Below are 23,504 nucleotides of genomic sequence, written 5' to 3'. Positions count from 1 at the left end.
GATTCATATGTCCCACACTTTGACATGCTTCTATGGTCTTTTTTAGCGTGCGACCAAAGCCTCTATTTAGGAAATTGGGAATACTTATGTATAAAAAAAGTTTGGGTAACAAAAAAATCCAGGAACCTGAACGGTCCCTGGAAGCACTGTGGATTCAATGTGATTATTCAAACGGATACCGAAGTCCCCACTGTGAACGAATCTGATCCATCAATTTCATAATTCCTAATGATTCATCCAAAGAAATAGTAGAGCTTTCGAGCAAACCTTCGTTCAAGCAGCGCCCAACTTCTTCTGCCTCAAAAGCATAGCCTGTAGAGGAACGATCATCCTGAAAGTTTTGCGCCTCTTCACCGTCCACAACTAAAGTAGCCGATGTACCATTCAGGAACGACGGAATGTGAATATAGCCCTTGGTTCCATGGATATAAGCTTCATTCGTCAGTCCGAGACGAACTGCCCCATTAAGCATAGCTGTACGTCCTTTTCCATAATCCAACATGATTGAAAATGTCTCATCAACGCCAGTTTCCCCGATATAAGCAGTACTCCATACATGCTCTGGTTCAGGGCCAAAGATCATCGAAGCAAAAGAAACGGGGTAAATTCCCGCATCTAATAATGCCCCTCCGCCCAGCTCGGGATTCAATAATCTTCCCTCTGGATTCCAATCTATGCGAAAACCGAATTCCGCCTTCACCAACTTCACTTCACCAATACGTCCCGCATGTAGCCACTCCTGCACTTGGCGTATCGGAGGCAAAAAACGCGTCCACATGGCTTCCATCAGGAATAGCTTATGGTCACGGGCGTAACGGATTAGTTCCTCCAACTCTTTGCTGTTGACGGTGAAGGGTTTCTCACACAAGACGGCTTTGCCCGCTCGTAGAGCTGCTAGAACATTTTCTTTATGAAAAGGATGAGGAGTCCCTATGTAAATAGCATCGACCTCGGAATCTTGCACTAATTCCTCATAGCTACCATAAGCCTGTGCCATTTGATGCTTGGCTGCAAATTCGGTAGCGCTTTCAATATTGCGTGATCCAACGGCGTATCCTTCTCCATTCGTAACATGTTGCAGATCGGCAACAAACTGATCTGAGATCCATCCCGTACCGACAATTCCCCATTTAATCTTTTTGCTCATACTTGTATCCCTCCCAGTTGTATAGTTAACATTGGCTTACACGGTCTTCTTCATTCTAGCAAACACCTGTCCTAAACAAAAGAAATTCCTGCTCGGCGGCAGTTTGTATTGCAGCTCGGCAGGAAGGCAGCGAGGCGAGCACGAAGTCAGTTTTGAGCAGGAATTTCCTTTAGGATCGTCTTGGTTCAGGCCATTTATTGAATGGTGTATTTGTAAAACTTTTTATCTACTTTCATAACTGGAAAGCCCATTGGCAATTCATCAAGAACTATACTAACAAATCCATTCTTCTCATAAAAACGATGAGCGGCTACGAATTGCGGTGTTGTTCCAAGATAGATTCCCTCAACAGACCGTTCCTTGGCCCATCCTATGGCATGCTGAAGTAATTGATTCGAAACATTAAAGGTTTTGCCTCTATAGTTTTGTTTGACAAACATCTTTCTGAGCGCCGTCTTATGGTTTTCGATATCTAGTAAGGCAACCGTCCCTACTACGATTCCTTCATGAAGAGCCACCCAGAAGTTGCCGTTACCATGCTGATAAAAGTTTTCAATATCAAGCAGATCAGGCTGATCTTCTTTAGTGATGGCGATATTATATTCGTTCTGTTGAATATGTAAAATTAAATCGACAACTTGCGATTGATACTCAGTTGTGTACTCTTGTAAAAGGATGCTATTTACCATCGCTGTATTCTCCTATTATCGTCAATTGTGATGTCGTAAGCTTCCCTTCAAAACACAGGAACAACTTTTTACGCATAACTCCTTATTCGAGCTCGATGCATACCTGATATTAAATAACTCAACCTCCGCAGCTAAACTTAGCTTCCACTTGCACAGTCGATGATTTGAAACCTTGTCTAGATGCGAACGTTGAGTTAATTATGAATTTCTCTATATTACAATTTCTATCCTACGCTTGAAGCTGTTCAAGAATTTGTGGGTCCTTGATTTTCTGATCATCAGCCAGCAACGCTATTTTGGATAGAATCTCGGCTGTTCTTGGATCCTCATCCAGAAACGGCAGGAAGATGCGACCACGATGCTGCGAATGCACCGGAATAATGTGCAGTGCTCCCTTGGCTTGCTTGTAGACCCCACCGCTTCCGAGGTGCACCGCATACTCGCCAAGATTCCCATCTATACGTGCGTAATTCCCATCTAAGCGTACATTGCTAATTTTCAGCAGACGAAGGGATTCCTGTACAATGACCTTACGCATTTCAACGGTTATCAGACTAGCCTCTGGATCAACGCCGCCTACATGAGCAACACTGACGACCAGATCCACGTCCCGCATAACTTCAGAGAACAGAACAGGTGGAACCTCCTCCAAAGGCACGCTCTTATATGTTGTCCGATCAAAGAACTGCACGGTCTCCAGTGTAGGAGCCTCAGTATCCGCTGGTGAGAACCAATCGGCCATGGCATACAGGTTCGCAATCAGATTCTCGGCATAGTACACCTTCTGGAGTCCGTCTTCATAGCTGACTGTCCATTGGCGACTTTTTAGTAAGGATACCGTTTTATTCGGCTGTACCTGATGTCCCGCATACCGACGGGAAACTGTCGCGTTGGCACGTTCATCAGCATTCAGCAGATACAGCTCACGGAACACCTGCTTAAATGGCTGGCGTATCTGGCGGTCGAATAAGTCCTTCTGGAATTCGCTCCAACGACCACTTTCGTACAAATGAAGTGGATGTGCAATAACCAACTTATCCTCTTCTCCAATAGTATGCTGTTCAGCAGAAGGAGCAGTCAACACTAACGTATCCCCATTAAAATAACCGAGGTGATCACCAGCTTTGAAAACCAGTGTCCTCACCAGCGGAGCAAGCACAGGATTGCCTAACAATCCTCTTAATTCCTTCACCATAAAGGTCGTACCAGACTCCATAGAGCGTTCTAATTCTTTGCGAGCTCTGCGATATTGGTCTACCAGATCTCCTTTAAGCTCTTTCAACGCCGTAACATACTCATCCTTCTTGAAACGAGCCGGAATGGATTTCAGCGTCTTCCCTTTGCTGACAATTTCAATATCTGCCGTTCCTTCATCATCAATGACCAGTTGTATCGTTGTAGCCTCATCTAAGGCATGGGGCTCAAAATAAGAGCGGAGATCATCCAGCTTGCGAGCTTCCATGTCCCAGACGAGACGGGTTACGTCATCATAACCTGCATTACGTGCCAAATTCCCGAGCGCAATCCGTGAAACCAGTGCCTCACTAGCCTTACGCTGTGCCCCGAATTTCTTGCTTTGTTCCAGAAACTTCTGGATAAAATCATAACGTTCGCGGACATCTGGTTCAGGCGGCTCGGCAAGTGGAATCAAACTGTAGGTCAACAAATGGTCTTTGTTTCGCTTGTCTTCCACTGATTTTTCCATTTCACTCCGTTTCAGCTTACCCAACGTCGCATCCGCAAACAATTGGGATCGACGATGATTGGCTCCAGCCGAAATATACTTGGCACAGTCGTACAGCAGATCAAATCGTTCCTCGCCCAGCGTCTCATAGGCCTCATGAAACCAGTGAATATCAAAGGCACCATCATTAAAATCCTGCGGAGCTATCGGTGAATAATGAGCTACAATCGTTTCCTTCTCAGCCGAAAAGCCTTCATTGATATGCGCATGGAAGTACCATGCTGCACTGCGAAGTCCTTCCCACCCGAGATAGCCTGCTACAATCTCAATCCATTGTGGGGCATACATTGCCGCCTCCAACAAACGTTTATCTGTAATTTTAGTGTTCTTCAGCTTCTCCTTGAGTAATGCAGCATCCTCGCCATCACTTGGATAACATGCCTTGAGCAAGTGGCTGAACGATTCTTTTTTGGTAATACGATCACCGTAGCCATACACATAACCACGCACGAACGTTTCCTTGTCGAGCCCCTCCAGAATACGGATAAAATAATCCATGCCTTCAATCCGGCTCAGACCCATCACCTTTGACGTGGCTTCGGTAGGCAAATCGCCTCGAACCAATTCAACCTCTAGCAGTCGATCAATAACCGTACGACGTATCTCCAAAAATTCTGGCTTGCTGGAAATCCATGTATTACGAGCATTGGTTAAGGTGCTCATATGCCTTCTGCTTTCACTACCGGCCAGCAGCTCCCGATACACTTCACCTACACTGATCAGTCCTTTTTCATAGGCTTTGAAGTGATCCTCCAGATCCAGCGGAGAATAAAAACGATTTTCCATGCCTGGCCATTCTGCGTAGTTCACAAAGGTATGGAAAAAACGTTTAAAGGACTCATTATCATGGACTCGCCCTTTCTCCAATGCCAACCACGGGCCGGACAATAAATGAAACATTCCCATATCCTCTACAGGTCTATCCTTAGGCATACTTTGCATTAGTGAATTGAAGGCAAGGTCGATTACGTCAAATGTTTCGGAACCGGCTGTGTCCATAAAATAAGCATTAATTAATGTGCTTACCTGATCGGAATAGGTCAGCTCTGCCATCCACTTTTGAACCTCGTTAATCCGCTCTAAAGGATACATTTGTTCGGCGAAGTCTTTACGCCATCCTTCTAGCAGCTTTTGCTTGCTTTGTTCTGAATAGCCAAAGTTAAATGAGAAATATCGATAGTAGCGATCCAACGTTCGGTCCATTGGCTCCAATCGATCATAAAAAACAAGCTCCAGCAGATCACGTGCTTCTATGCCGCTTTCCTGCAAATAACGTTCCCATTCCTCATAAAGAGGATATAAAGACAGCCTGGAATCTACTTCTTCATCGACCTGAACCAGTCGTAGAGGGCGAAGATTCGTCCCAATAAGCAATGTATCTTTGTAGCCTGAATAATACTCCGCAGTATATTCCACATCACGATGATGATGAACAAGCTCATCCAGTCCACTCAAGAACTGCTTGAGCTTCTCCAATGGACTAGCAAAAACATCGGCCATTCGGAAATCACCCAGATCAACCTTCTCTTCCAACCAAGCTTCCTTGACATTCGGATCGTACAAGCCAAAGCCGTTTGTCCCTGTATAAGCATCCTCCTGTCCCAGCTTGGACAGCAGTTGCTCCTCTTTGGCGGTGGGTTGCTGAATGATATCCGCTAAAGCCCGCAGATTTTCATACTGCTGGGCACGATCCGGGTCTGCATATATCTTTGTCAATATTTCCAGTCCACCCAATCGTTGCAGTTCCGCCTTCGCACGAAGCAAGCGTTCCAATGAGCCAGCGAGCGGATCTTCCGATTGTGAAAGCAACACACCAATGACACTTTGTCGCAACGAGCCTGTCTTGAGCTTTAATAAAGCTTCCATTTGCTGCATTTCTGGTTCCGACAGCGTCAGCTTGCGCGCCTTGGCCACAGCGAACTCACGGATACTCATACTTTTGTCAGACAAGCTGGAAAAAATAAAATCACGCTGTACCGCATCCTCAGGGTTCTGCACAAAATGATTCAATATCTCGCCGCGCAGATTAGGGCTAATCTGATCCTTTAAGGCTATAATTTCCCCAATCCAGGAAGCATCCATATCATAACCAGCGAGATACAGCATTTTTTGAATAGGTGCATCCGAGCGGTGATACAGGTTTACATAATCCAGCACCTTGGAAGGCTCGGTAGACTCACCCTTTTTCATATGTACAAATAGATTATGAAGTCGTTCAAAATCCTTACGACGCTCCTCTTTGCTCTCCAGCAAAGGAGTGCGCGCCACTTTAACGATTCGATCCGCGACCGTCCCGCCTTCTACCCATTCATAAAAATAATCAGTTGTATAGTTCGTCAGTATCCAATAGCGAAGCTCCGGGTCCGTCTCATCCAGATATTCTCTCGCAATTCCGAGGCGCAGATCCTTGTTTTTAGTATTAGACAGTACATACTGTGCTACAATCTTCTGGTATGCTGCTCCCTGCTCCATAAGTTGGCGAACCTGTCCATATAAATCACGTTCTTCATGTACTGCCGTAGCCCACAAACTCATATATAGTTCGTTAGCATTTGAGCTGGTCAGCCATTCCTGGCGCAGTTCACTGCGAGTCAATGCTTCATATGCCTGCTCGATCAGTTGGCGAACGACCCGCTGATTGGCGGATTCCAGGCCCATGCCCGTCCAGACTGCAAGCGCCCGCACTACCGAACTGTATCGAATGAAGCCTTGGTCGATGATCACCTTTAACAGATAAATGAGAGCCTGAGGAGTTCCTTCATCCATTTGCTCCACAATGCTTTGGCGTAATCCCTCTTGAAGCCTGGCCGCTGCCAGCAGATCGCCAATCATGTGATAATTCTCATCTTGATGGCTTAGCAGCATGCCTTTAATCATATTGCGCGTAAGTAGCGCCGCCTGATTATCCCCATAAATAATAGCTTTTAGCGCCTCTAGCACCTGTGAATTGCCGTTGTCTAGCTCGTAAGCAATCCAATCCCCAATCGTTTCCTGAATCCGGTAATCCCTGCCTGGTTCGTAATCCTTTTTCGTTAAATAATCCATTATAGAGAATCCGATACAGTCCATTCGGATCAACTGCACCATTTTTTTATAAACCCGGGAAGTATGAGCGGTAATATCCGAAGTGCGAAACGGTCTGCGCTCATACCCAGTGCTGTAAGGATATTCGGTCACATGCTCGGTTAGATGTGCAAACACATCGCCAGCTGTTTGTCCAATTAGAGAACGCAACACTTCTGCCAGTGGCTTGAACAGCGGTTCTCCGCTTTCTGCCGCCCGTTCTTTCAGTATTTGCTGACATTTGATAAATGGCTCCTCAACCTCTTGTATGTAATGAAGCTTACCCAGTTCCACAACATACTGAGACAACTCCTGCTGTTGTCCACCCAGTTGCGTCGTGCGCTCTTTCAGTGTGGCGAAATATTCTTGCTCATTGTTCTCCTGATGCATATTTCGTCTCCTCCTCTACCATAGGCCTCCAGCCAACATTGTGAAGCGTATAAATACAATCTCATCCCCTGCATGAAGTGACAAAGGAGCGTCCAGTTCAATCGCTTCCTCATCACATACAAAAACCCTGTATAAACCATCCTCAAAGGCCTGCATCGCCGTGTTCACGGCAGCCTCAATATTAGGAACACCATCATTATATATGGAACCGAATCCAACTTTGCCTGTCTCGCCTTGTGCCTGAATTTCCTCTCCCGTGAGGAACGGAATCAGCGCGACACTCTCCTGCTTTTCCCGTAGCTTTTGAACATTCAGGGCAACGGTTGCTGTAATCAAATCTCGCAATGTTTCTGGAGTAGGGCTCAGCTCTATTTCCTGTTGTGCGAGTGCGGGTTTACGCTTTCCCAAACTTTTTACAGTTACAAACAGCTTCATATTGTTTCCCTTCCTTTTTATTGACGCTTTTGAACCGTTGTCAGCTGAATTTCTCGACCCTCCTACAAACATCGTTAACAAAACATAAAACGAATGTTTGTTCGTATATTTATTTTAATAGGTTCCTTATCATTACTCTATCACCCTTTATGACCAAAATTCACAGTGCTGTAATACACTAAAATCTTAAAAAATAAGACTTTGTACCCTGATTTCGATGAATTTTACCCATATTAAGGATGAAAAAGAAAAAGACCTGCACAAGGGAGACCATCTGCTCTTCACAGACTGCACTCCATTATACAGGTCAAATATCATCAAAAATAATGTTTCAATACTTATTTATTTAAAATGCTGGAACAACGCTATCCTTGTAATTGTCCTCAAAAAATTTGCGTACTTCCGGTCCGGTCATTCGTTTTGCCAGCTTTTGAATGGCATCGGAATCTGCATTATCCTTACGCGCTACCAAATTAATGGCAAAGTGCGTATCATCTTTTTCGGTAATCAGCGCGTCCTTCTTCGGTGTCAGACCGAGCGGCTTGGCATATGCAGGATACATGGCAGCCATGTCCACATCATCCAGCGACCGCGCCAGCATCAACAAATCCACTTCTTTAAACACAAACTTTTTCTTATTCTCAATAATATCAGCCTGTGTAGCATTATAGCCTACACCTTCTTTAAGCTTGATTAGACCGTTTTGCTCCATCATTACCAAAGAACGTCCGGTATTAGCCGGATCATTGGCAATGGCAATCGTCGCACCTTCGGGCAGGTCTTTAACGTTCTTGTATTTTTTGGAGTACGCGCCATAAATGGCGTTGTAAATCGGTTTTACCGCTACCAAATCAGATTTGTTGCTTTCATTATATTGTTGCATAAACGGAGCATGCTGAAAGAAGTTAGCATCCACTTCACGGCTTGCCAATGCGTTGTTCGGTTGGATATTGTCTGACAGCACAACAATTTCCAGATTGACTCCGTCCTGTTTAAGCAGTGGCTTCACGATATCCAGCACATCTGTCATCGGTGGGATCAGCGTGGCTATTTTCAAGGTCACTTCTTTTTGGGATGTTGCTTCTTTAGTTGTTGTTTCTTGTGTAGCCTGCTTCTGACCACCGCATCCGGCAACCAGCAGCATAACCACTGCAAATAGTGTAAGTAATTTCAAGTTCGTTTTCATGTTGTTTTTCCGACTCATTCGATGATGAACCTCCAAATTAGTTGTGATTGGGAAGATAAAAAATGAGTTACAGTGGGAGGTCGAGCCGCTTCGCGTGCAGATTGTTCTTCCGATCGCTGTTGAAATGGGATTCTCTCATTTAAAGTGATGATAGGTTTGAATCCCATTTCAAAGGCGAACGCTAACGCTTCTCCAGATTCAAATCCTTCTCTCCGCTTTTGAGGTACTGTAAAGTTATTTTTATTTCCCATAGTGGGTGTTGCAAGTGAATTGCCATACAATCTGCCGTTTACCGCTTGTCGATCCGGCGGGATATGGTGCTTCCGGTGAACTGGATCGTTTGTACGAAAATAATCATAACGACGATGGTGAACGCCATCAAGCCTGTTTCAAACCGCTGGTAACCATAGCGGATGGCAAAATCGCCTACCCCGCCGCCGCCCACAATGCCCATCACCGTGGAGTAGGAAATGAAGCTAATGGTGGATGTGGTCAAACCCAGTACAAGTCCGGAACGGGCTTCCACGTATAGAAATTTAAAAATAAGCTGGAGCGTGGATGCTCCCATAGACGTAGCGGCTTCAATCACACCCTTGGGCACCTCAAGCAACGATTGTTCCACCAGTCTCGAATAATAGGCGATGGCTACCACTGACAAGGGAACCGTAGCTGCCATCGTGCCCAGCGCCGTGCCTACCACCAAACGTGTAAATGGAATCATAAACACCACGAGCAGCAAAAACGGAAACGAGCGGATGACATTGACCAGACTGTTCAGTATGGTGAAGAGCAGTCGATTTTCATATTTTTGCCCTTTACCACACAAATATAAAATCGTTCCTGCCGGAAGCCCTAACAGTACAGCTGCTGCGATAGAAATCCCCACCATGATAAACGTCTCCCCGATGGCTTTCCATATCTCTGACTGATACTGTGCAATGATGTTCAACATGTCATTCATCAGCTTCACCTGCTTCCAAGGTTGAACCTACCATAGGGTCAGCTACATGTTTCGTTGAAAGTAAATGCCCGTCCCGCATTTCGGATACACGGGTACAAATATTGCGTACCACGTCCATATCGTGTGTGACGATTACAATGGTAACTCCCAGTTCACGGTTGATCTCCCTTAACACGCCCAGAATATCAGCGGTCGTCTGCGGGTCAAGGGCTGAGGTCGGCTCATCACAAAGCAGCACCGCAGGACGATTCGCCAATGCTCTGGCAATCGCCACACGTTGCTTTTGGCCTCCGCTCAGTTGTGCCGGATACTGTTCTGCCTTATCCGCTAAACCAACGAATTGCAGGCATTCGCGCACGCGTTCCGCTCGCTCTTTTTTCGCGACACCTGCCAGCTCCAACGGCATTGCTACATTTCCACTTACCGTCCGATTATGAACAAGATGATAATGCTGAAAAATCATCCCTATGGATCGCCGCGCTTCACGGAGACGTTTTTCCGGCATGCGAGTCAGATCTTCCCCGTTCACAACCACGTTTCCCTCATCCGGCCTTTCCAATACATTCATCAACCGGAGCAACGTAGACTTGCCGGCACCGCTGGCACCTATGATACCGTGAATTTCCCCTTCCTCCACTTGAAGAGACACGGATTGAACCGCATGAAATGGGCCGCTTGAGGTGGTATAATGCTTGTTTACCTGATGCAGCGTAATCATGAAACTTGGCCTCCTGATGATCCATTACTGCGGGAAAATGTAATAAGCCCGCCAGCCCAGGCGGGTCTGTACGAGCCGTCAATTCCCATTGCATTAATATACCACAGAGCAGAAATCGGGCAAAGCCTTTTGACAACAATTAACGTACATCCCATACCCCCACATAAGGAAAGCAGGTACCAAGTCCCCAAGCTAGCATCAGCAGCACCACAAAATACAAAATAAATATAATATCTACAGCCGAATAGCCGATTGCATAATAATACGTACGCTTGGTTTCATTAGCAAAGCCCTTGGCTTCCATGGCTATAGCAATGCGCTGCGCACGCCGGATACTTTGAGCGAGCAGCGGAATTGCGTACCTGCGCAGTGTGGCATACATATTCCATTTGGACACATGCTGGTGCAAACCTCGAATACGGTGGGCATGTCTCAAAGCCTGAAATTCCTCCAGCATCATCGGCATCAACCGCATAGCTGCCAAAAAGCTGTACGTATACTTGGGAGGGAGCTTCCATTGCTGCATCAGTGAATAAAAAAGGCTCACCGGACGAGTCGTTAAACCAAACAGCAACCCTGCTGCGGCCATACTCAGTGCACGAAAGCCCAGATGCATCCCTCGGTAAAAGCTTTCCTGCGTAATATGGATCAGGCCCCATGTCCACCAGGTCGTCACTCCTTTGCCAAACATCATCATGCCTGTTGAGGTTGAAATAAACACCAATATAAAGGGAGATCCGTACAGCAGCAGCCGCTTCCATGGATGGCCTGACCAGACAAGCAACAGCAGCATAGCACATGTAACATTAAACATAACGTTCGGATCATGGATGACTATAACGATCACAAACAGCAGAGAAAACATTACGAGCTTTAGGCCCGAATTCACACGATGCAGCCATGTTTCATGATGAGGAAAGGACAGACTCATACTGTAGTTCCCCTTTCTGAATCCGCCATATATCAGTACAATATCGACGGACAATTTCCGGGTCATGCGTAACCATCACAATGGCCGTGCCTGCCGCTCTTAGCTGTTCCAACATATCCAGCATGACAAAGGTATTACGCGCATCCTGCCCAAAAGTCGGTTCGTCCAGCAGCAGCACTTCCGGCTCCCGGATCATTGCCGTAGCAATACTCAGCCGCCTTTTTTGGCCCAGCGAGAGCTGATACGGATGGCGTTCATCCAGTCGCTCCAATCCGAACTGCATAAGCATTCGATCCACTCGTTCTCTGCACTGTTTAGCGGTAAACAAACTCTTGGGTAACGAATACTCCAGTTCACTTCGCACGGTGTTCGCTACAAATTGCAGCTCTGGATTTTGAAACGCGAACCCAATGCGCTCAGCCAGTTGATCCGTATTGCCTGCCTCAGCTCCGCACACGCGATAACGCCCCTGCGTGTGAAGTAAGCGCATCATAGAGAGCAGAAGCGAGCTTTTGCCAGCCCCGTTTTCACCGACCACACCAATCCAGTCGCCAGGCTTCACCTGCGCTTGCTCCACATAAATGACTGAGCTCCCTCCCCGAAGTCCGCTAAAATGTTCCAACTCCAGCAAATTTGTTGTACATGCTGAAGTGGACAGACTATCCGCAAGCAACGCATCATTCTGCTGCTTCATAGAATCATTCCAACGTGGTGAAGACGATTCATCCCATACTCCCGGATACCATACGCCATACTCGGATAATACCTGCCGGTGTATATGAAATACTTCTTCCGCCCTTCCGTCCGCAATAATCTCCCCTTGAGCAGAAAGCACCACAATCCGATCCACATCCTGGACAATTTCATTAATTTTATGCTCTACAATCACCAGCGTCTGGTCTGCCGAAATGTTGCGAATGGTATCCCACACCTGTGTAGTACCTTCCTCGTCCAACAAGGCTGTCGGCTCATCCAGAAAAAGCACTTCCGGTTCCATAGCCAGCACCGATGCAATCGCCAGCCGCTGTTTCATTCCTTGTGACATGCTGGCAATGGGCAGATGTATATCATCCGTTGGAAGACCAACCTGCATTAGCAGCTCGCGAATACGGGATGGCATCTGCTCCCTTGGAACCTGCTTATTTTCCAATACAAAAGCCAGTTCCTCGTCTGCATATGACATACAAAACTGTGTGTCGGGATCTTGAAATACAATACCAGAGAGACTCGGGATCACGGCAGCATCGCATTTCATAGGCACTTCTATCGTGCGTGGAATCAGACCGCTCAGCACCTGAAGCAGCGTTGATTTGCCGCATCCGCTCGGCCCCAGTAGCAGCAGCTTTTCCCCTTTGCGAACAGATAAGGACATATTGTGAAAAAGCAGCTCTTGCTCACCGGGGAATTTCAACCGAAGACGGGTGATCGAAGCCACCACATTTTCGTTGGTCGGACTCATCAATCCAGCCCCTTATAATCTTGTTCCGTTGCCGGTCTCAAACTTCGCGTAACGCCGGTTACTTCCAATGCCTTAGCCAGATAGAAAGCGAATATTCCAGCAATCACAATACTGCCAATCATCCGAAATCCAATATACAAAACATAGTTCCAGGTCGATAGCTGATCAATATACCCATAGCTGAAGTCTAAAATCAGAGAAGTGACAGCCGCTCCTGCCGCAGCTAGTGAAGCAACCCACAGGTTGGCGTTCCGATACAGAAAAATCGCAAAGAACAGCTCCGCTCCCAAGCCTTGCAGCAAACCATAGTACAAGGTGGACATGCCCCATTCACTTCCCAAAAAAGCACTGACGGTTGCCGCGGCCACCTCTGCCAAAATCGCAACACCCGGTTTGCGAATGATAAGATAAGCGAACGTGCCAGCCATAAACCACATGCCATACATTAGTTGTTCGGCGTGCAGACCGAATGGTTTCATCAAATCATAGGCAGGTCCCCATATTTTGTAGACCAGCCCGAATACCACGGAGATTACAATCGTGACCAAAATATCAGTCAGCTTCAGCCCTTTGGACGCTCTTACATTCGTATTCATTGTTGATACGCTCCCCTTTTTCTTTAAAATAGGCCATTTGGCCATAAAAAAAAGCCTGTCCGGAGCTGAATCTCCAGGCAAGCTTTATGCGCAGTCATAAAATGATCACCATACATTATCAGTTGTCGACATATCTCATATAGCACAGCAGTCTACTGCACTGAAACCAAGCCAAAGTCAGGTACAGAACAAGACACGCTTGTCCGTCTGCAACTTTTTACAGACTGTAGCTCATTAACTTGATATAGGATATGAAACGTATCCATCGACTAGCCGCCGCTAATCGGCGGTATTCCTGTTTCTTGTAAGGTGTTCTAGGTTTCTCTACGCTGGCATTACCCAGATCAGATTTCACGGTCGGCGGCAAGGGCCACCCTCTCAGCCTGACTATCTCAAGCTCCCGACAATGCTTTTTAATTCACTATAATATATACCACATCCATGGCTTTGACAATCCTATAATCCGAAGAAACGTTTGGCCGTTTCCGTCGTCGCAATTTCGATCTCCATCATGCTGCGGCCTGTGCACTCGGCAATCGTAGCGGCGATGTGAGCGAGATACACCGGCTCATTACGCCCTTCTTTGGGCTTCACGGGCAAATTACGCGGGGTCAAAAATGGAGCGTCCGTTTCAATCATCAACCGGTCCAATGGAATATCCCTGACCAGCTCCCGCAGATGCTTGCCGCGCCGTTCATCACAGATCCAGCCCGTAATACCGATATACAGTCCCATCTCCACATACGTATGCAATTCCTGTGCAGTACCGGTAAAACAATGCACCACCGCTTTATCAACAAGCCCCTGATGCTCTCGCAACATAGCGACAAAGTCCTCATGCGCATCTCGTTCATGCAGGAATAAAGGCATATGCAGCTCCCCCGCCAGTTGAATCTGCTCTCCAAACCATCGGCGCTGTACATCACGCGGAGAAAAATCACGGTTATAATCCAACCCGCATTCCCCTATGGATACGACCTGCGGCTGAGCCGCAAGTTGGCGGAGCTGCTGAATCGTATCTGTGCTGCAACTTTTGGCATCATGGGGATGCACGCCAGCCGTCATGTACAGTTTACCCGGATAACGAGCCGCATACTGAGCAGCCTCCCGACTGCTCCGGACACTGGTTCCGGTAATAATTAACGGTGTAATTCCTGCAGCCGCTGCTCTCTCTACCACCTGTTCCCGATCTGCATGAAACGAACGGTGCATCAAGTTCACACCAATATCAATTAACGGTGTACTCCTATCCATCTCAATCCCTCCTTCGCAAACTACAATCTCGGATCAATCGGCTCCGATTCCAAAGATAGCGCGGCAAGGACGCATTCATGAATACGATCCACCGTATCCTTACGGACAAAACGTTCCACGCCCTCCATACCAAGCGCTCCTTCCATCAGGGCATGACGCTCCTTTTTGTTCGTTCGGCGCTGCTTCAGACGCTTTAAATTCTCAGGGGCAAGATAATCCATACCGTAAATGATATGCAAATACTTCCGGCCTCTCACCTTGATTGCAGGCTGAATCATCTTGTCCCGATTTTTCATCAAAAAGCGTTCCGGCTTGATCACAATGCCCTCATGACCATCCTCTGTCATCTCGTTCCACCAGCGGATAACCTCTTCCTCGCTTGCTTCGTCCGTGATGACCCGATACTCTGTCTCCATAAACAGCGAGGACAGTCCTGCCAGCTCCCGGTTGTGCTCCATATGCCAAAGATGAGATTGGTCAAAAAACGTCCGGCCGCTGTGGGCCAGTGTATGAAACGGTGCAATACGAATTTCATCCAGCCCGTCTACATCCCAGCAATATTTTTGAAAAGCTTCTTGGAACGTTACGGCATTGCCATATTTCCGTTCCATTTCCTCCAGCCAGTCTCCAACCTCCCGGCCTGCAGCCTTCGCTTGCTTCAGCTTGTCTACCAGCTTACTGCGATCCAGCAGAGCTGCTTCACCCACATGCGCATACTGTGCGGCAATCAGTTCCCGAGCCTTGAGATTCCACGGTACTATTTCTGCATCCAGCAACACGAAATCCGTCTGATTCCGCTCAAAATACCCGGCAGTCTGTAGATCGGCATTCAGCTTTTCCAAGACCTGCTTCGCAAGGCCTGGTCCAAAGAAAGGGCGGCCGCTGCGGCTGTAGATCGTGCCTAATGTCGGGTATCCTACATATTCGACAGCAGCCTGTTCGTTTTTGAATAATAGCAAAATCGCCCGGCTACCCATATGCTTTTTCTCCGCTACCATCGTTTGTACGCCTTGACCACGATAATAAGCCAGCGCCTCACGCGGATGCTCCAGATATCCTTCTTCTGCGGAAACCGTGGGAGCAGGACTCATAGTTGGTGGAATGTACACCAGTTCCTCCATCGGTACTGTCACATGTGACACGGTATCTATAGCGGATTTGACCCATTCTCCTTGTACGCGCACTTCGCCATACGATTCCGTCAGTACACTGTAACCAGCGATGAGCTTACGTAAATTCGGCGGGGAAAACCGTTTTTTCTGCCACCGGACAAGTGGGCTATCGGGGTCATTCGCATAATTCTCATGAGCCGGAACGCTGACAAATTCCTTTTCCGGATAACGATAAGCGGTCAGCATGCCGCCAAATACCACACCCTGATCAATATTCACCGTCTGGTTCACAATCGTAGGCTGCGGTCTCGGGTCATGTCCCCATACTACTATTTCTCCCGATTCATGGTCTACGAACCAATCTTTGCGGATTGGTTTTCCGTCTGCATCCTGACCATCCGTATCTCCATAACGACAGTAATCAGAAATACGTGCCGACTGTTTGCCAATAAAATGATCCTTAATCCCCGCATGAGTCACAACCAGGTGTCGCAACCCATTTCTGCCGAAAATAAGATGAGAGGGCGCATGTAGCAGAAAATCCCTCAGCTCGCCTCTAAGCTGTTCCGCTGCTGCCTTGCCCACCTTTTGTTCATATTGAACCAGTTCCTCTGCGAATCGTTCATCTCCATGATTGAGAGTTACTTTTCTTCCATCAAGATAACGACCGATTTTCCAGCCATGATTGCTATCAATCATGTAGGCGAGTCCGGCATCCACGTGCTTTTTCCAAAACTGCACCGCTAGTAACGATTCTGGGCCACGGCTCATCACATCCCCAACGGATACCAGTCTTCTGCCTAATGGATGATGGTATAGTCCTTCCGTATCTTCCATATATCCGAGCCGCTCTAACACCTCCAGCATCTCCCGGTAGCACCCGTGGATGTCACCAATGATATCAATGCCTGCACCTATATCATGAAACAGCGGCTGAGCACGGCGGGCGAAGTTAAGCTTTTCTACATCCTTGAGGACATAACAAGCGTTAAAACCTTCTTCCCGGATACCGCGCAGGTTCCGCTTTAACAGCTGTGCCTGCTGCTTGACCCGTTGGCGACCACGGGGATGCGCCCTACCTGCATCACGTTCCAGCAGCACAGATTCGGGCACATCCAGCACCAAGGCCATCACTGGTACATGCGCTTTGGCTGCCAGCTGTACATATTTCTGGCGATCCTCAGCATACAGATGGGTGGCATCCACAACCGTCAGCTTATTCAGACGACAGCGCATAGCCAGAATGGTATCCATCGCCTCAAACGCCTTGGCTGACATCTGCTGATACTCATAAAACAGCACGTCCGATTCCAGCCTTGGAAGTCCGCTCCAGTCTATAAATTCCGTATCTCCGACCAGCTGGCGAAAATGATCTGAGGATACCACTTCCGTTTTCAATAGAATCCCTTCGCTCACCAGCCTGTCCAGTAAAGTGGTTTTGCCACTATTCGAGGCCCCTACCAACACAACCAGTCCAGCATGCGGTAGATTAATCGTTCGTTCGGATGAAATGCTCATGAATTCTTCGGCTCCTTTCTGCGCGTAAATACAGCCATTTGGGTCGGTTGTCCAAAGCCTTCGACCTCTTCTCCGATCCCTTCCAGCGCTAATGAATAAGGAGCTTCCTCAATCCAATGCTCGCATCGTTCACGAAACTCGCTTCTGCTCCATTCAAAACGGTGATCGCCATGCCGCAGCTCTTGCTGATCCATACGGTACACCTCATTATATTCTCGATTGGGAGTCGTCACGATCAGCACACCCGGCTGATATTCTGTCACAATCGTATCCATCACCCGATTCAGACGATGCTTATCCACATGCTCAATGACTTCACACAGGATCATCACATCTTTTCCCCGCAGTTGTTCATCATAATAAAAGAGAGAGCCCATCATAGGTGTAGGGCGAATTGCATCGGCATGCCTTTCCAGCTTGGCAAAACGCTCCACAGCCCTCACCTGTGCATATGCAGACGGCTCCACCGCCCAAATCTCTTCAATGCCCTTCATTCGAGCCATCCGAGCCGAAAGCTTCCCTTCCCCTGATCCAAAATCTACGATTTTCTGTCTTCGGGGCAGCTTGCGAATCACATCCATAATGGCTTGATACCGCAGCTCATTTAGCCGCATTACAGGCTGTTGCTTTCCTTCCTCCAGTGACTGATCTTGCTGCTGATCCTGTTCGTGATTATGGTTTTGTTCTTGGACCGCATGTTTTTCAGTCTGTGTAGCAGCAGAATCAGATTGCTCAAATTGCTCAATCAGATTGGTAAAATGAAGCGTGCGTCGAATGATGAGCTCGCGCAGCGGATGCTCTTGCAGCCAGCCTTCACCGTAACGTTTCAGCTTATCAAACTCTTCTTCGCTAATATAGTAGTGCTTATAATTATCCAACACTGGAATTAACAGCAATAACTGACGCAGCGCATATTGCACCGTCTGATGGCCACTTAGCGTGACATATCTGACGGTGCTTCGATTTTTCAGTTGAAAAGAATAATCCGCTTTCCCTCGTTCGATGGTCACTTGATAGCCCAGCGGCGCAAATAGTCCCTCCACCACAGCATCCGGCAAATCTGACGCAACAGGCCCAAACGATAACTCCAGCGCAAAAGGATGCGTCACCCATGCTGCATAGTCTTCCTTGGGTTTGCCGTTCAAGGCCGTGCCAAGCGCGCCGCGAATATAGGTGCAAAACAAGCTGCTGGTTACAAACTCCCGATCATTAATATATTGTGTAATGTCATAGCTATCCGGACTATTTTTGACCAAATCTATCGAATCTGGCGAGGCCTGAATGACGATTTCTGCCTCTTCCTCCGTAAAAACGGTGTACACCATGCGTACACGAGCACCCTTTTCCGTGCGATCATACGTATTGTAAGGGTTCTTGGCGAGCAAATGCGAAATCATCCCGGCATTGTTTCCGGTTGCTTTTAGCGTGATGTGCATACTCCACTTCTCCTTCCCAGCTTATGTTTTCCATACTTCATTCACCGCAGCGCGGAACATCTCGTCCAATTGCTGATCCCGTCCGCCCTCCATATGCTGAAGCAAAGGCGCCTTCTGTTCAAAATAAGCAATTTGCTGCTCAATAAAATCATTCACCACCGAAAGCTGCGGCTCCATATCCAGCTCCTCGCCCGCTTTTTTACGCTCTAGCAAATGCTCGATCACCTGATAAAGTTCGGTATCTACCGGAATGAATTCCGCTAGCAAGTCTACGAATTTGATAGGAGGCATACTGTTGTAACGTTCAATCCAGCCACAGGCCAGCAGCGGACGCAGCACGTAAAAATATTTTTTAATTTTCACCTGTTCACCTTGCAAATAGTCCCGATAGTTTCCCCGTGCCATATTCAGATAGTGATACATACAGGACTTCGGAGAGAAGGTTAACGGCGAGATTGCACGGATCTGATCGGCCACTGAATATTGCTCCAGATAGGGAATCGGAGATTGCAGCCATTCCAGCAAAGGCGGATTGGATTTGCGAAATAAATGGAGCGCCTTTTTCAAATCCCAACCGTTTATATCCAGCATATTGCTGATTGGCCGCTCAATCACATCCCGCTTATCAAAAATAGATAAATACCATTCTATGGGTCTTACATAAATAAATCGTACATCATAGTCACTGTCCTGTGAAGGAAACCCCCATGCCCGACTGCCTGATTCACAGGCGTACACAATGCGCACCTGCTCTTCCTGCTCCAACGCGCGCAGCTCACGCAAAATCGTGTCGCGCATTTCCGGTTGAATGAAACCCTGCCCATGCTTCACATCTGTCATGTTGTTCCCTCCCTTATCCTTAAAGTATTTCCCGAATCTGTTCTCTGATCGACTCCTCCGTTTCAGCTTCCGATAAGCAGCGAAGGCGCTCTATCGTTGCCTCTCCCCACATCTCAGAAGGCCATTCCTTGAGTACATGAAGCGCTGCACGGCGATTGGAGGTCACCGGGCTCCAAAGTCCGGTAGCAACTAGCTTTTGTCCCATCCCTTCGTAAGAAGACAATAGTTGCAGCAGCATCCCCAGACATTGATGCGCTTCATACTCCGGTCCAAAGCCCGGCACATCAGCAGGACCGGAAGCTATCTCTCCCAGAGGCAAGTGCTTTTCTGCAAAAGCCACCAGCTTACATGCCCGCTGTTCATCCTCTGTCTTGCTAAGTTCAAAGTACAGATTAGGCTTGACTGGGTGTTTGCTTAATTGATCAAATAGCACGGGCCATACATCTAGTGCTAGCATTCGAGCTGCGCGAATGGCACAGTGAAGATGCGGTGAATCTGCATGATGTAGTTCCTGCTCTACCAGCTTCATCCACTGCGGATCGTCCATCATCTGCTGGCATACCGACGCGTAACGTTTACGTAATTCCGGCGTCCATTCATGCTCATAACGTGCCTCCCATGAATCGTCTTCTTCATCGAGGAAGTCCGCAATATCCATGATGATCGTAAGATGCTTCACAGTCGTACACATAGTCTTAGCATGACGAAGGTAGTTACCTATGACCATTGCGGCATGCTCATAATCGTCTATACTTTCCGCAGGTCCGCCTGCCGCCAGCAAAGCCGACAGTATATCGCCTGCTCCGTCAAACAACTCCCGATCAATATGCGGTACAGCGATGGCTGTATGCAGCTCGCCTTTATGAGCGCACTCATAAGCAAGATACTCATACATGACATTATTGCGGAATCCTTCCCGTAATAACCAATCACGTATTTCCTGCCGCGCCGGCTCCAGCCGTTCTACTACGTGAATACGTCCCCAACCATGTACCTGTAAGGCTAAATTATACAACTGCTCATTGGCCTGCTCCGAAATATTACGGATAGCTACAGCCGCATATAGCGTGAATTCATCATGCTTGGCTAGCGTTAAAATAAGCTCGTGGTGCTGCTCTGTCTCCAGCAATCCGAGCAGCGCAATACCGACCTTCACCACATTGCGATGTGCTCCGTGTTCGGCCAGCCAACGCGCTTCCTCATACAATCGATCCGGCTGAATTGCTGGATGTTCGCGCACCGCATCTAGCAGCGGATCAATCAGGCTGAGCGCATTTTCCTCCATCAAGCGTACATACGTCTCACGTCTTGTTTTCATCCCTGGCTTGCGGCATTGTCTGGACAACAAGTGTGCTAGCTCCTTAATTTTCTCAGTCTCTTCATCTCCGCCAGCGCCGTGATGCCCAAACGCTCCATCCAGCCCTCCTGCCACCCAACGCATCGTGTGACCTGCCCAGTATTCTTCATCATCCGGCAAATGATCATCCGTAAGCCTGCCCTGAGAGTCCAATCCCTGCTTAATCGTTTCATAAATCGAAAGCTTACCTCCCCATGGATATAACACTTCATTTTTGAATCGTCCAAACATGTTGCCTCACCCTTCTGTTATGTATGACTTTTTACTTATCGTGCTACCTTATATCCCTATAATCCTTTATTTTGGAAGTCATGAACATGGTGAAAGTATTACAAAGATGAATAAATTACCTTTTTCCTGCATCCCTTCCCTGTTAGAATAAAGGGATACTTATTTTCGGAGAACGGCTACAGAAACGGGGAATGCATCATGGCGAGAGAGAGTTTTGATAAAGAAATTCAGTTCCTGCGTATGCTCACACTAACCAGCGGCGCTTATAATCGGCAGCAATTTGCAGACAGACTTGGCATTTCGGTACATACCTTTGATAAGACGATCCGGCGCCTCAAGGAAATCGTCCAATCCGTACAACAGCAGCTTCCTGCGGAACAGGGACATGATTTTAATGAGATGCTGCGCTTTAATTATTACGAATCCGCTGATCCGTTATTGTTATTCCTGTTTCGGGCCAAATCGCTCAAGGAATCGGAAAGCGTCCGCTTATCCCTTCTGCTGACAGCGCTGCAATCACAGCCTATGACCACCATGGAACTGCTGGACGCTTGCTGCAATGGGCTGCCTTCCGACAGTGCACTGCCGGATGAAAAAACAATCCGTTCTGATCTGAAATATCTGGTCGAAGTCGGCGTAGTTCGTAAGGAGCCTGGCGGCAGACCCTATCGCTATGCTGTCCGTAACGATCTGGTGACAGAACTGACGGACGAGGAATTACTGGACTTATATGATTTTGTGGACGTTATGGCCAACACTCAGCTCCCCTCTGTGCAGGGATATCTGTTGCGAGATCATCTTAAAAAGGCCATGCGCCGTCAGCTCGGAGATCGGGAGATGGCAGAGCCTTTTTTATATAAATACCATTATTATTCACGCATTCTGGACGAAGCCCATATTCATCCGCTTCTGCATGCCATTCGGCAACGCCGCTGCGTAAACTTTTTATATTTTTCGGCATCCAAACGAAGCATGTACGGGTCACAGAACACCAACCCACGATTTGAAAAAGAGACTGAAGGCCGTGAACATACCATTCTGCCCTTGCAAGTCATCTATGATCATCAATATGGACGTTGGTACGTGCTTGGTCATGTGGGCGGCAAAGGAATCATGAAATTTCGTATGGAGGGCATGACCCAATTGGTGGAGGGCAAGCCTGTCCCAGAACAGCTTTATGCCGACCTGTTAGCCGTGTTGGAGGAAAAAATGCGGTACAGCTGGCTTGTTGATACGGGTCGTCCCGTGAAGGTAAGGGTACGTTTTTTTAATCCCGAAGGGGCAAAACGCAACTTTATTCGGGAACGTGTGCTGTCACAAGGACAATGGGGTACGATTACGGAGGAAGAAAGTGAATCCTTTATCTACGAAATCACAGTGAATGGAATCACTGAGATTAAACCGTGGATTCGCAGCTTCGGATCAAGCTGTGAGGTATTGGAGCCCCAGCGGCTGCGTAAGGAATTCAGACAGGAATGGAAGGAGCTGCAAGCCTATTATGAGCCTGTTCGAGAAAATATTTAACTATCAGATTGTCTCACGGTTGGATGAATCGGGCGCTTTTGCTACCACCTCGCAGGAAAGAGTCTGGCTTAAGTCCATGCTTGCAGACTCGGCAGCGACAGAGGCTTTTACCCCGTCTACACTTGATAAGCTTCGGCAATTACTTGCAGACGACGAGCCATTGGAGGCCGATGGCAGCCTACGCGAAAAGGCAGGAGTTCCTGCTGCTTCGGTTTATCATCCGCTCCTGCGTAAATTGCGTTCCATTCTGCGATCCCGCTCCGGCATCTGTATGACTTACAAACTGCGCAACGGTCGCCTGCATGAGCGAATGTCCGGATTTCCCTATAAGCTGGAGTTTTCCATGGTCAAAAAAGAATGGAGTCTGCTATGGTATAATCGCCGACATCGCGCATTCATGTCTACTAAACTATCCAACATCGTAACCGTTACGGAGGATGAGATTCTTCCTGAAGAAGCCGAGAAGTTTACCCAACGAATACTCGGTATACTGGAGTCGCGCAAAGAACAGGGCATCATTGAAATTATTCCTGTATACAACGGTGAAATGTCTCGTATTTTATATGCTTTTTCCTGTTTTGAAAAAGAGGTCGAATATGTACAGGAAGCTGATACCTATCGTATTACGCTCACCTTCCAGGCAGACGAATGTGAATATGTGCTATCCAAAATCCGTTTCCTTGGCAAACGTGTCAAGGTCATCCAAGGCTCACGGCTAATCTCACGAATGAAAGAAACAACAGCCAAAGCCCTCGCACGGTACGAAGAGGAATAGCTGCTGCAGAAATTAGGATCTATCCATGTAAAGGCCCTCCCTCCGTCTGTTAATGAGACGAAAGGAGAGCCTATTAAACTACAGTACGTATAAACGAAACGAGGTCATACACTTACATCCGCACACGTCTGCTGTAAC

General features: G+C 47.6%; 17 protein-coding genes. 2 read left to right on the top strand and 15 right to left on the bottom strand.

The window, feature by feature from the left end; all coding sequences use genetic code 11:
* Positions 1-163 precede the first annotated feature (163 nt).
* The 15 genes from ACUC6J_RS04810 to ACUC6J_RS04740 all read right to left on the bottom strand — a co-directional run bounded on the left by ACUC6J_RS04810 (position 164) and on the right by ACUC6J_RS04740 (position 21,067).
* Positions 164-1,147 carry a Gfo/Idh/MocA family protein gene (locus ACUC6J_RS04810; RefSeq protein ID WP_025364117.1) on the bottom strand — a complete coding sequence of 328 codons (984 nt, stop codon included), beginning with the start codon at positions 1,145-1,147 and terminating at the stop codon, positions 164-166.
* 194 nt (positions 1,148-1,341) lie between these two features.
* On the bottom strand, positions 1,342-1,836 hold the full coding sequence (locus ACUC6J_RS04805) for a GNAT family N-acetyltransferase (RefSeq protein WP_447249833.1): 495 nt from the start codon (positions 1,834-1,836) through the stop codon (positions 1,342-1,344).
* A gap of 229 nt (positions 1,837-2,065) precedes the next feature.
* Positions 2,066-7,033: a DUF5724 domain-containing protein gene (locus ACUC6J_RS04800; RefSeq protein WP_447249832.1), complete on the bottom strand. Its 4,968-nt coding sequence runs from the start codon at positions 7,031-7,033 to the stop codon at positions 2,066-2,068.
* A gap of 15 nt (positions 7,034-7,048) precedes the next feature.
* Positions 7,049-7,468, bottom strand: a complete 420-nt coding sequence (locus ACUC6J_RS04795; RefSeq protein ID WP_016819899.1) for a hypothetical protein — start codon at positions 7,466-7,468, stop codon at positions 7,049-7,051.
* A gap of 346 nt (positions 7,469-7,814) precedes the next feature.
* A complete protein-coding gene (locus ACUC6J_RS04790; RefSeq protein ID WP_447249831.1) occupies positions 7,815-8,672 on the bottom strand; it encodes a MetQ/NlpA family ABC transporter substrate-binding protein in 858 nt (285 codons plus the stop codon).
* Positions 8,673-8,943: 271 nt separating this feature from the next.
* Positions 8,944-9,615 (bottom strand): methionine ABC transporter permease, encoded by a 672-nt coding sequence (locus ACUC6J_RS04785; protein ID WP_016819897.1) that lies wholly within the window; start codon positions 9,613-9,615, stop codon positions 8,944-8,946.
* Positions 9,608-10,333 (bottom strand): methionine ABC transporter ATP-binding protein, encoded by a 726-nt coding sequence (locus ACUC6J_RS04780; protein WP_113050975.1) that lies wholly within the window; start codon positions 10,331-10,333, stop codon positions 9,608-9,610. Before ACUC6J_RS04780 ends, ACUC6J_RS04785 begins: the two co-directional genes overlap by 8 nt.
* A gap of 139 nt (positions 10,334-10,472) precedes the next feature.
* Positions 10,473-11,264 carry an energy-coupling factor transporter transmembrane component T family protein gene (locus ACUC6J_RS04775; RefSeq protein ID WP_447249830.1) on the bottom strand — a complete coding sequence of 264 codons (792 nt, stop codon included), beginning with the start codon at positions 11,262-11,264 and terminating at the stop codon, positions 10,473-10,475.
* Positions 11,239-12,723: an ABC transporter ATP-binding protein gene (locus tag ACUC6J_RS04770; RefSeq protein ID WP_447249829.1), complete on the bottom strand. Its 1,485-nt coding sequence runs from the start codon at positions 12,721-12,723 to the stop codon at positions 11,239-11,241. The genes ACUC6J_RS04775 and ACUC6J_RS04770 overlap by 26 nt, the downstream gene beginning before the upstream one ends.
* A complete protein-coding gene (locus ACUC6J_RS04765) occupies positions 12,723-13,319 on the bottom strand; it encodes an ECF transporter S component (RefSeq protein ID WP_016819893.1) in 597 nt (198 codons plus the stop codon). Before ACUC6J_RS04765 ends, ACUC6J_RS04770 begins: the two co-directional genes overlap by 1 nt.
* A gap of 456 nt (positions 13,320-13,775) precedes the next feature.
* Positions 13,776-14,573, bottom strand: a complete 798-nt coding sequence (locus ACUC6J_RS04760) for a TatD family hydrolase (protein ID WP_447249828.1) — start codon at positions 14,571-14,573, stop codon at positions 13,776-13,778.
* Positions 14,574-14,593: 20 nt separating this feature from the next.
* Positions 14,594-17,203, bottom strand: a complete 2,610-nt coding sequence (locus ACUC6J_RS04755) for a polynucleotide kinase-phosphatase (RefSeq protein ID WP_447249827.1) — start codon at positions 17,201-17,203, stop codon at positions 14,594-14,596.
* Complete coding sequence (locus ACUC6J_RS04750) at positions 17,200-18,639, bottom strand: 3' terminal RNA ribose 2'-O-methyltransferase Hen1 (protein WP_447249826.1); 1,440 nt, start codon at positions 18,637-18,639, stop codon at positions 17,200-17,202. Before ACUC6J_RS04750 ends, ACUC6J_RS04755 begins: the two co-directional genes overlap by 4 nt.
* Before the next feature lie 21 nt (positions 18,640-18,660).
* The gene (locus ACUC6J_RS04745; RefSeq protein WP_107734984.1) at positions 18,661-19,479 is read right to left on the bottom strand and encodes a nucleotidyltransferase domain-containing protein; all 819 of its coding nucleotides are present in this window, start codon (positions 19,477-19,479) and stop codon (positions 18,661-18,663) included.
* A gap of 19 nt (positions 19,480-19,498) precedes the next feature.
* Complete coding sequence (locus tag ACUC6J_RS04740) at positions 19,499-21,067, bottom strand: limonene hydroxylase (protein ID WP_447249825.1); 1,569 nt, start codon at positions 21,065-21,067, stop codon at positions 19,499-19,501.
* A gap of 198 nt (positions 21,068-21,265) precedes the next feature.
* Between ACUC6J_RS04740 and ACUC6J_RS04735 the strand changes: the two genes are divergently transcribed.
* Both ACUC6J_RS04735 and ACUC6J_RS04730 read left to right on the top strand, forming a co-directional pair.
* On the top strand, positions 21,266-22,591 hold the full coding sequence (locus tag ACUC6J_RS04735) for a helix-turn-helix transcriptional regulator (protein ID WP_025364106.1): 1,326 nt from the start codon (positions 21,266-21,268) through the stop codon (positions 22,589-22,591).
* Complete coding sequence (locus ACUC6J_RS04730) at positions 22,566-23,366, top strand: WYL domain-containing protein (RefSeq protein ID WP_103042202.1); 801 nt, start codon at positions 22,566-22,568, stop codon at positions 23,364-23,366. Before ACUC6J_RS04735 ends, ACUC6J_RS04730 begins: the two co-directional genes overlap by 26 nt.
* The last annotated feature ends 138 nt before the right edge of the window (positions 23,367-23,504 follow it).

Source organism: Paenibacillus sp. JJ1683, from assembly GCF_053006485.1.
Note: the sequence above shows the minus strand (reverse complement) of the source record. Positions and strands in the feature narration are given on the sequence as shown.

What these genes read in the sequence shown, in the direction of transcription:
- ACUC6J_RS04810 (WP_025364117.1), bottom strand. Translation starts at nt 1,147, where the DNA reads ATGAGCAAAAAGATTAAATGGGGAATTGTCGGTACGGGATGGATCTCA.
- ACUC6J_RS04805 (WP_447249833.1), bottom strand. Translation starts at nt 1,836, where the DNA reads ATGGTAAATAGCATCCTTTTACAAGAGTACACAACTGAGTATCAATCG.
- ACUC6J_RS04800 (WP_447249832.1), bottom strand. Translation starts at nt 7,033, where the DNA reads ATGCATCAGGAGAACAATGAGCAAGAATATTTCGCCACACTGAAAGAG.
- ACUC6J_RS04795 (WP_016819899.1), bottom strand. Translation starts at nt 7,468, where the DNA reads ATGAAGCTGTTTGTAACTGTAAAAAGTTTGGGAAAGCGTAAACCCGCA.
- ACUC6J_RS04790 (WP_447249831.1), bottom strand. Translation starts at nt 8,672, where the DNA reads ATGAGTCGGAAAAACAACATGAAAACGAACTTGAAATTACTTACACTA.
- ACUC6J_RS04785 (WP_016819897.1), bottom strand. Translation starts at nt 9,615, where the DNA reads ATGAATGACATGTTGAACATCATTGCACAGTATCAGTCAGAGATATGG.
- ACUC6J_RS04780 (WP_113050975.1), bottom strand. Translation starts at nt 10,333, where the DNA reads ATGATTACGCTGCATCAGGTAAACAAGCATTATACCACCTCAAGCGGC.
- ACUC6J_RS04775 (WP_447249830.1), bottom strand. Translation starts at nt 11,264, where the DNA reads ATGAGTCTGTCCTTTCCTCATCATGAAACATGGCTGCATCGTGTGAAT.
- ACUC6J_RS04770 (WP_447249829.1), bottom strand. Translation starts at nt 12,723, where the DNA reads ATGAGTCCGACCAACGAAAATGTGGTGGCTTCGATCACCCGTCTTCGG.
- ACUC6J_RS04765 (WP_016819893.1), bottom strand. Translation starts at nt 13,319, where the DNA reads ATGAATACGAATGTAAGAGCGTCCAAAGGGCTGAAGCTGACTGATATT.
- ACUC6J_RS04760 (WP_447249828.1), bottom strand. Translation starts at nt 14,573, where the DNA reads ATGGATAGGAGTACACCGTTAATTGATATTGGTGTGAACTTGATGCAC.
- ACUC6J_RS04755 (WP_447249827.1), bottom strand. Translation starts at nt 17,203, where the DNA reads ATGAGCATTTCATCCGAACGAACGATTAATCTACCGCATGCTGGACTG.
- ACUC6J_RS04750 (WP_447249826.1), bottom strand. Translation starts at nt 18,639, where the DNA reads ATGCACATCACGCTAAAAGCAACCGGAAACAATGCCGGGATGATTTCG.
- ACUC6J_RS04745 (WP_107734984.1), bottom strand. Translation starts at nt 19,479, where the DNA reads ATGACAGATGTGAAGCATGGGCAGGGTTTCATTCAACCGGAAATGCGC.
- ACUC6J_RS04740 (WP_447249825.1), bottom strand. Translation starts at nt 21,067, where the DNA reads ATGTTTGGACGATTCAAAAATGAAGTGTTATATCCATGGGGAGGTAAG.
- ACUC6J_RS04735 (WP_025364106.1), top strand. Translation starts at nt 21,266, where the DNA reads ATGGCGAGAGAGAGTTTTGATAAAGAAATTCAGTTCCTGCGTATGCTC.
- ACUC6J_RS04730 (WP_103042202.1), top strand. Translation starts at nt 22,566, where the DNA reads ATGAGCCTGTTCGAGAAAATATTTAACTATCAGATTGTCTCACGGTTG.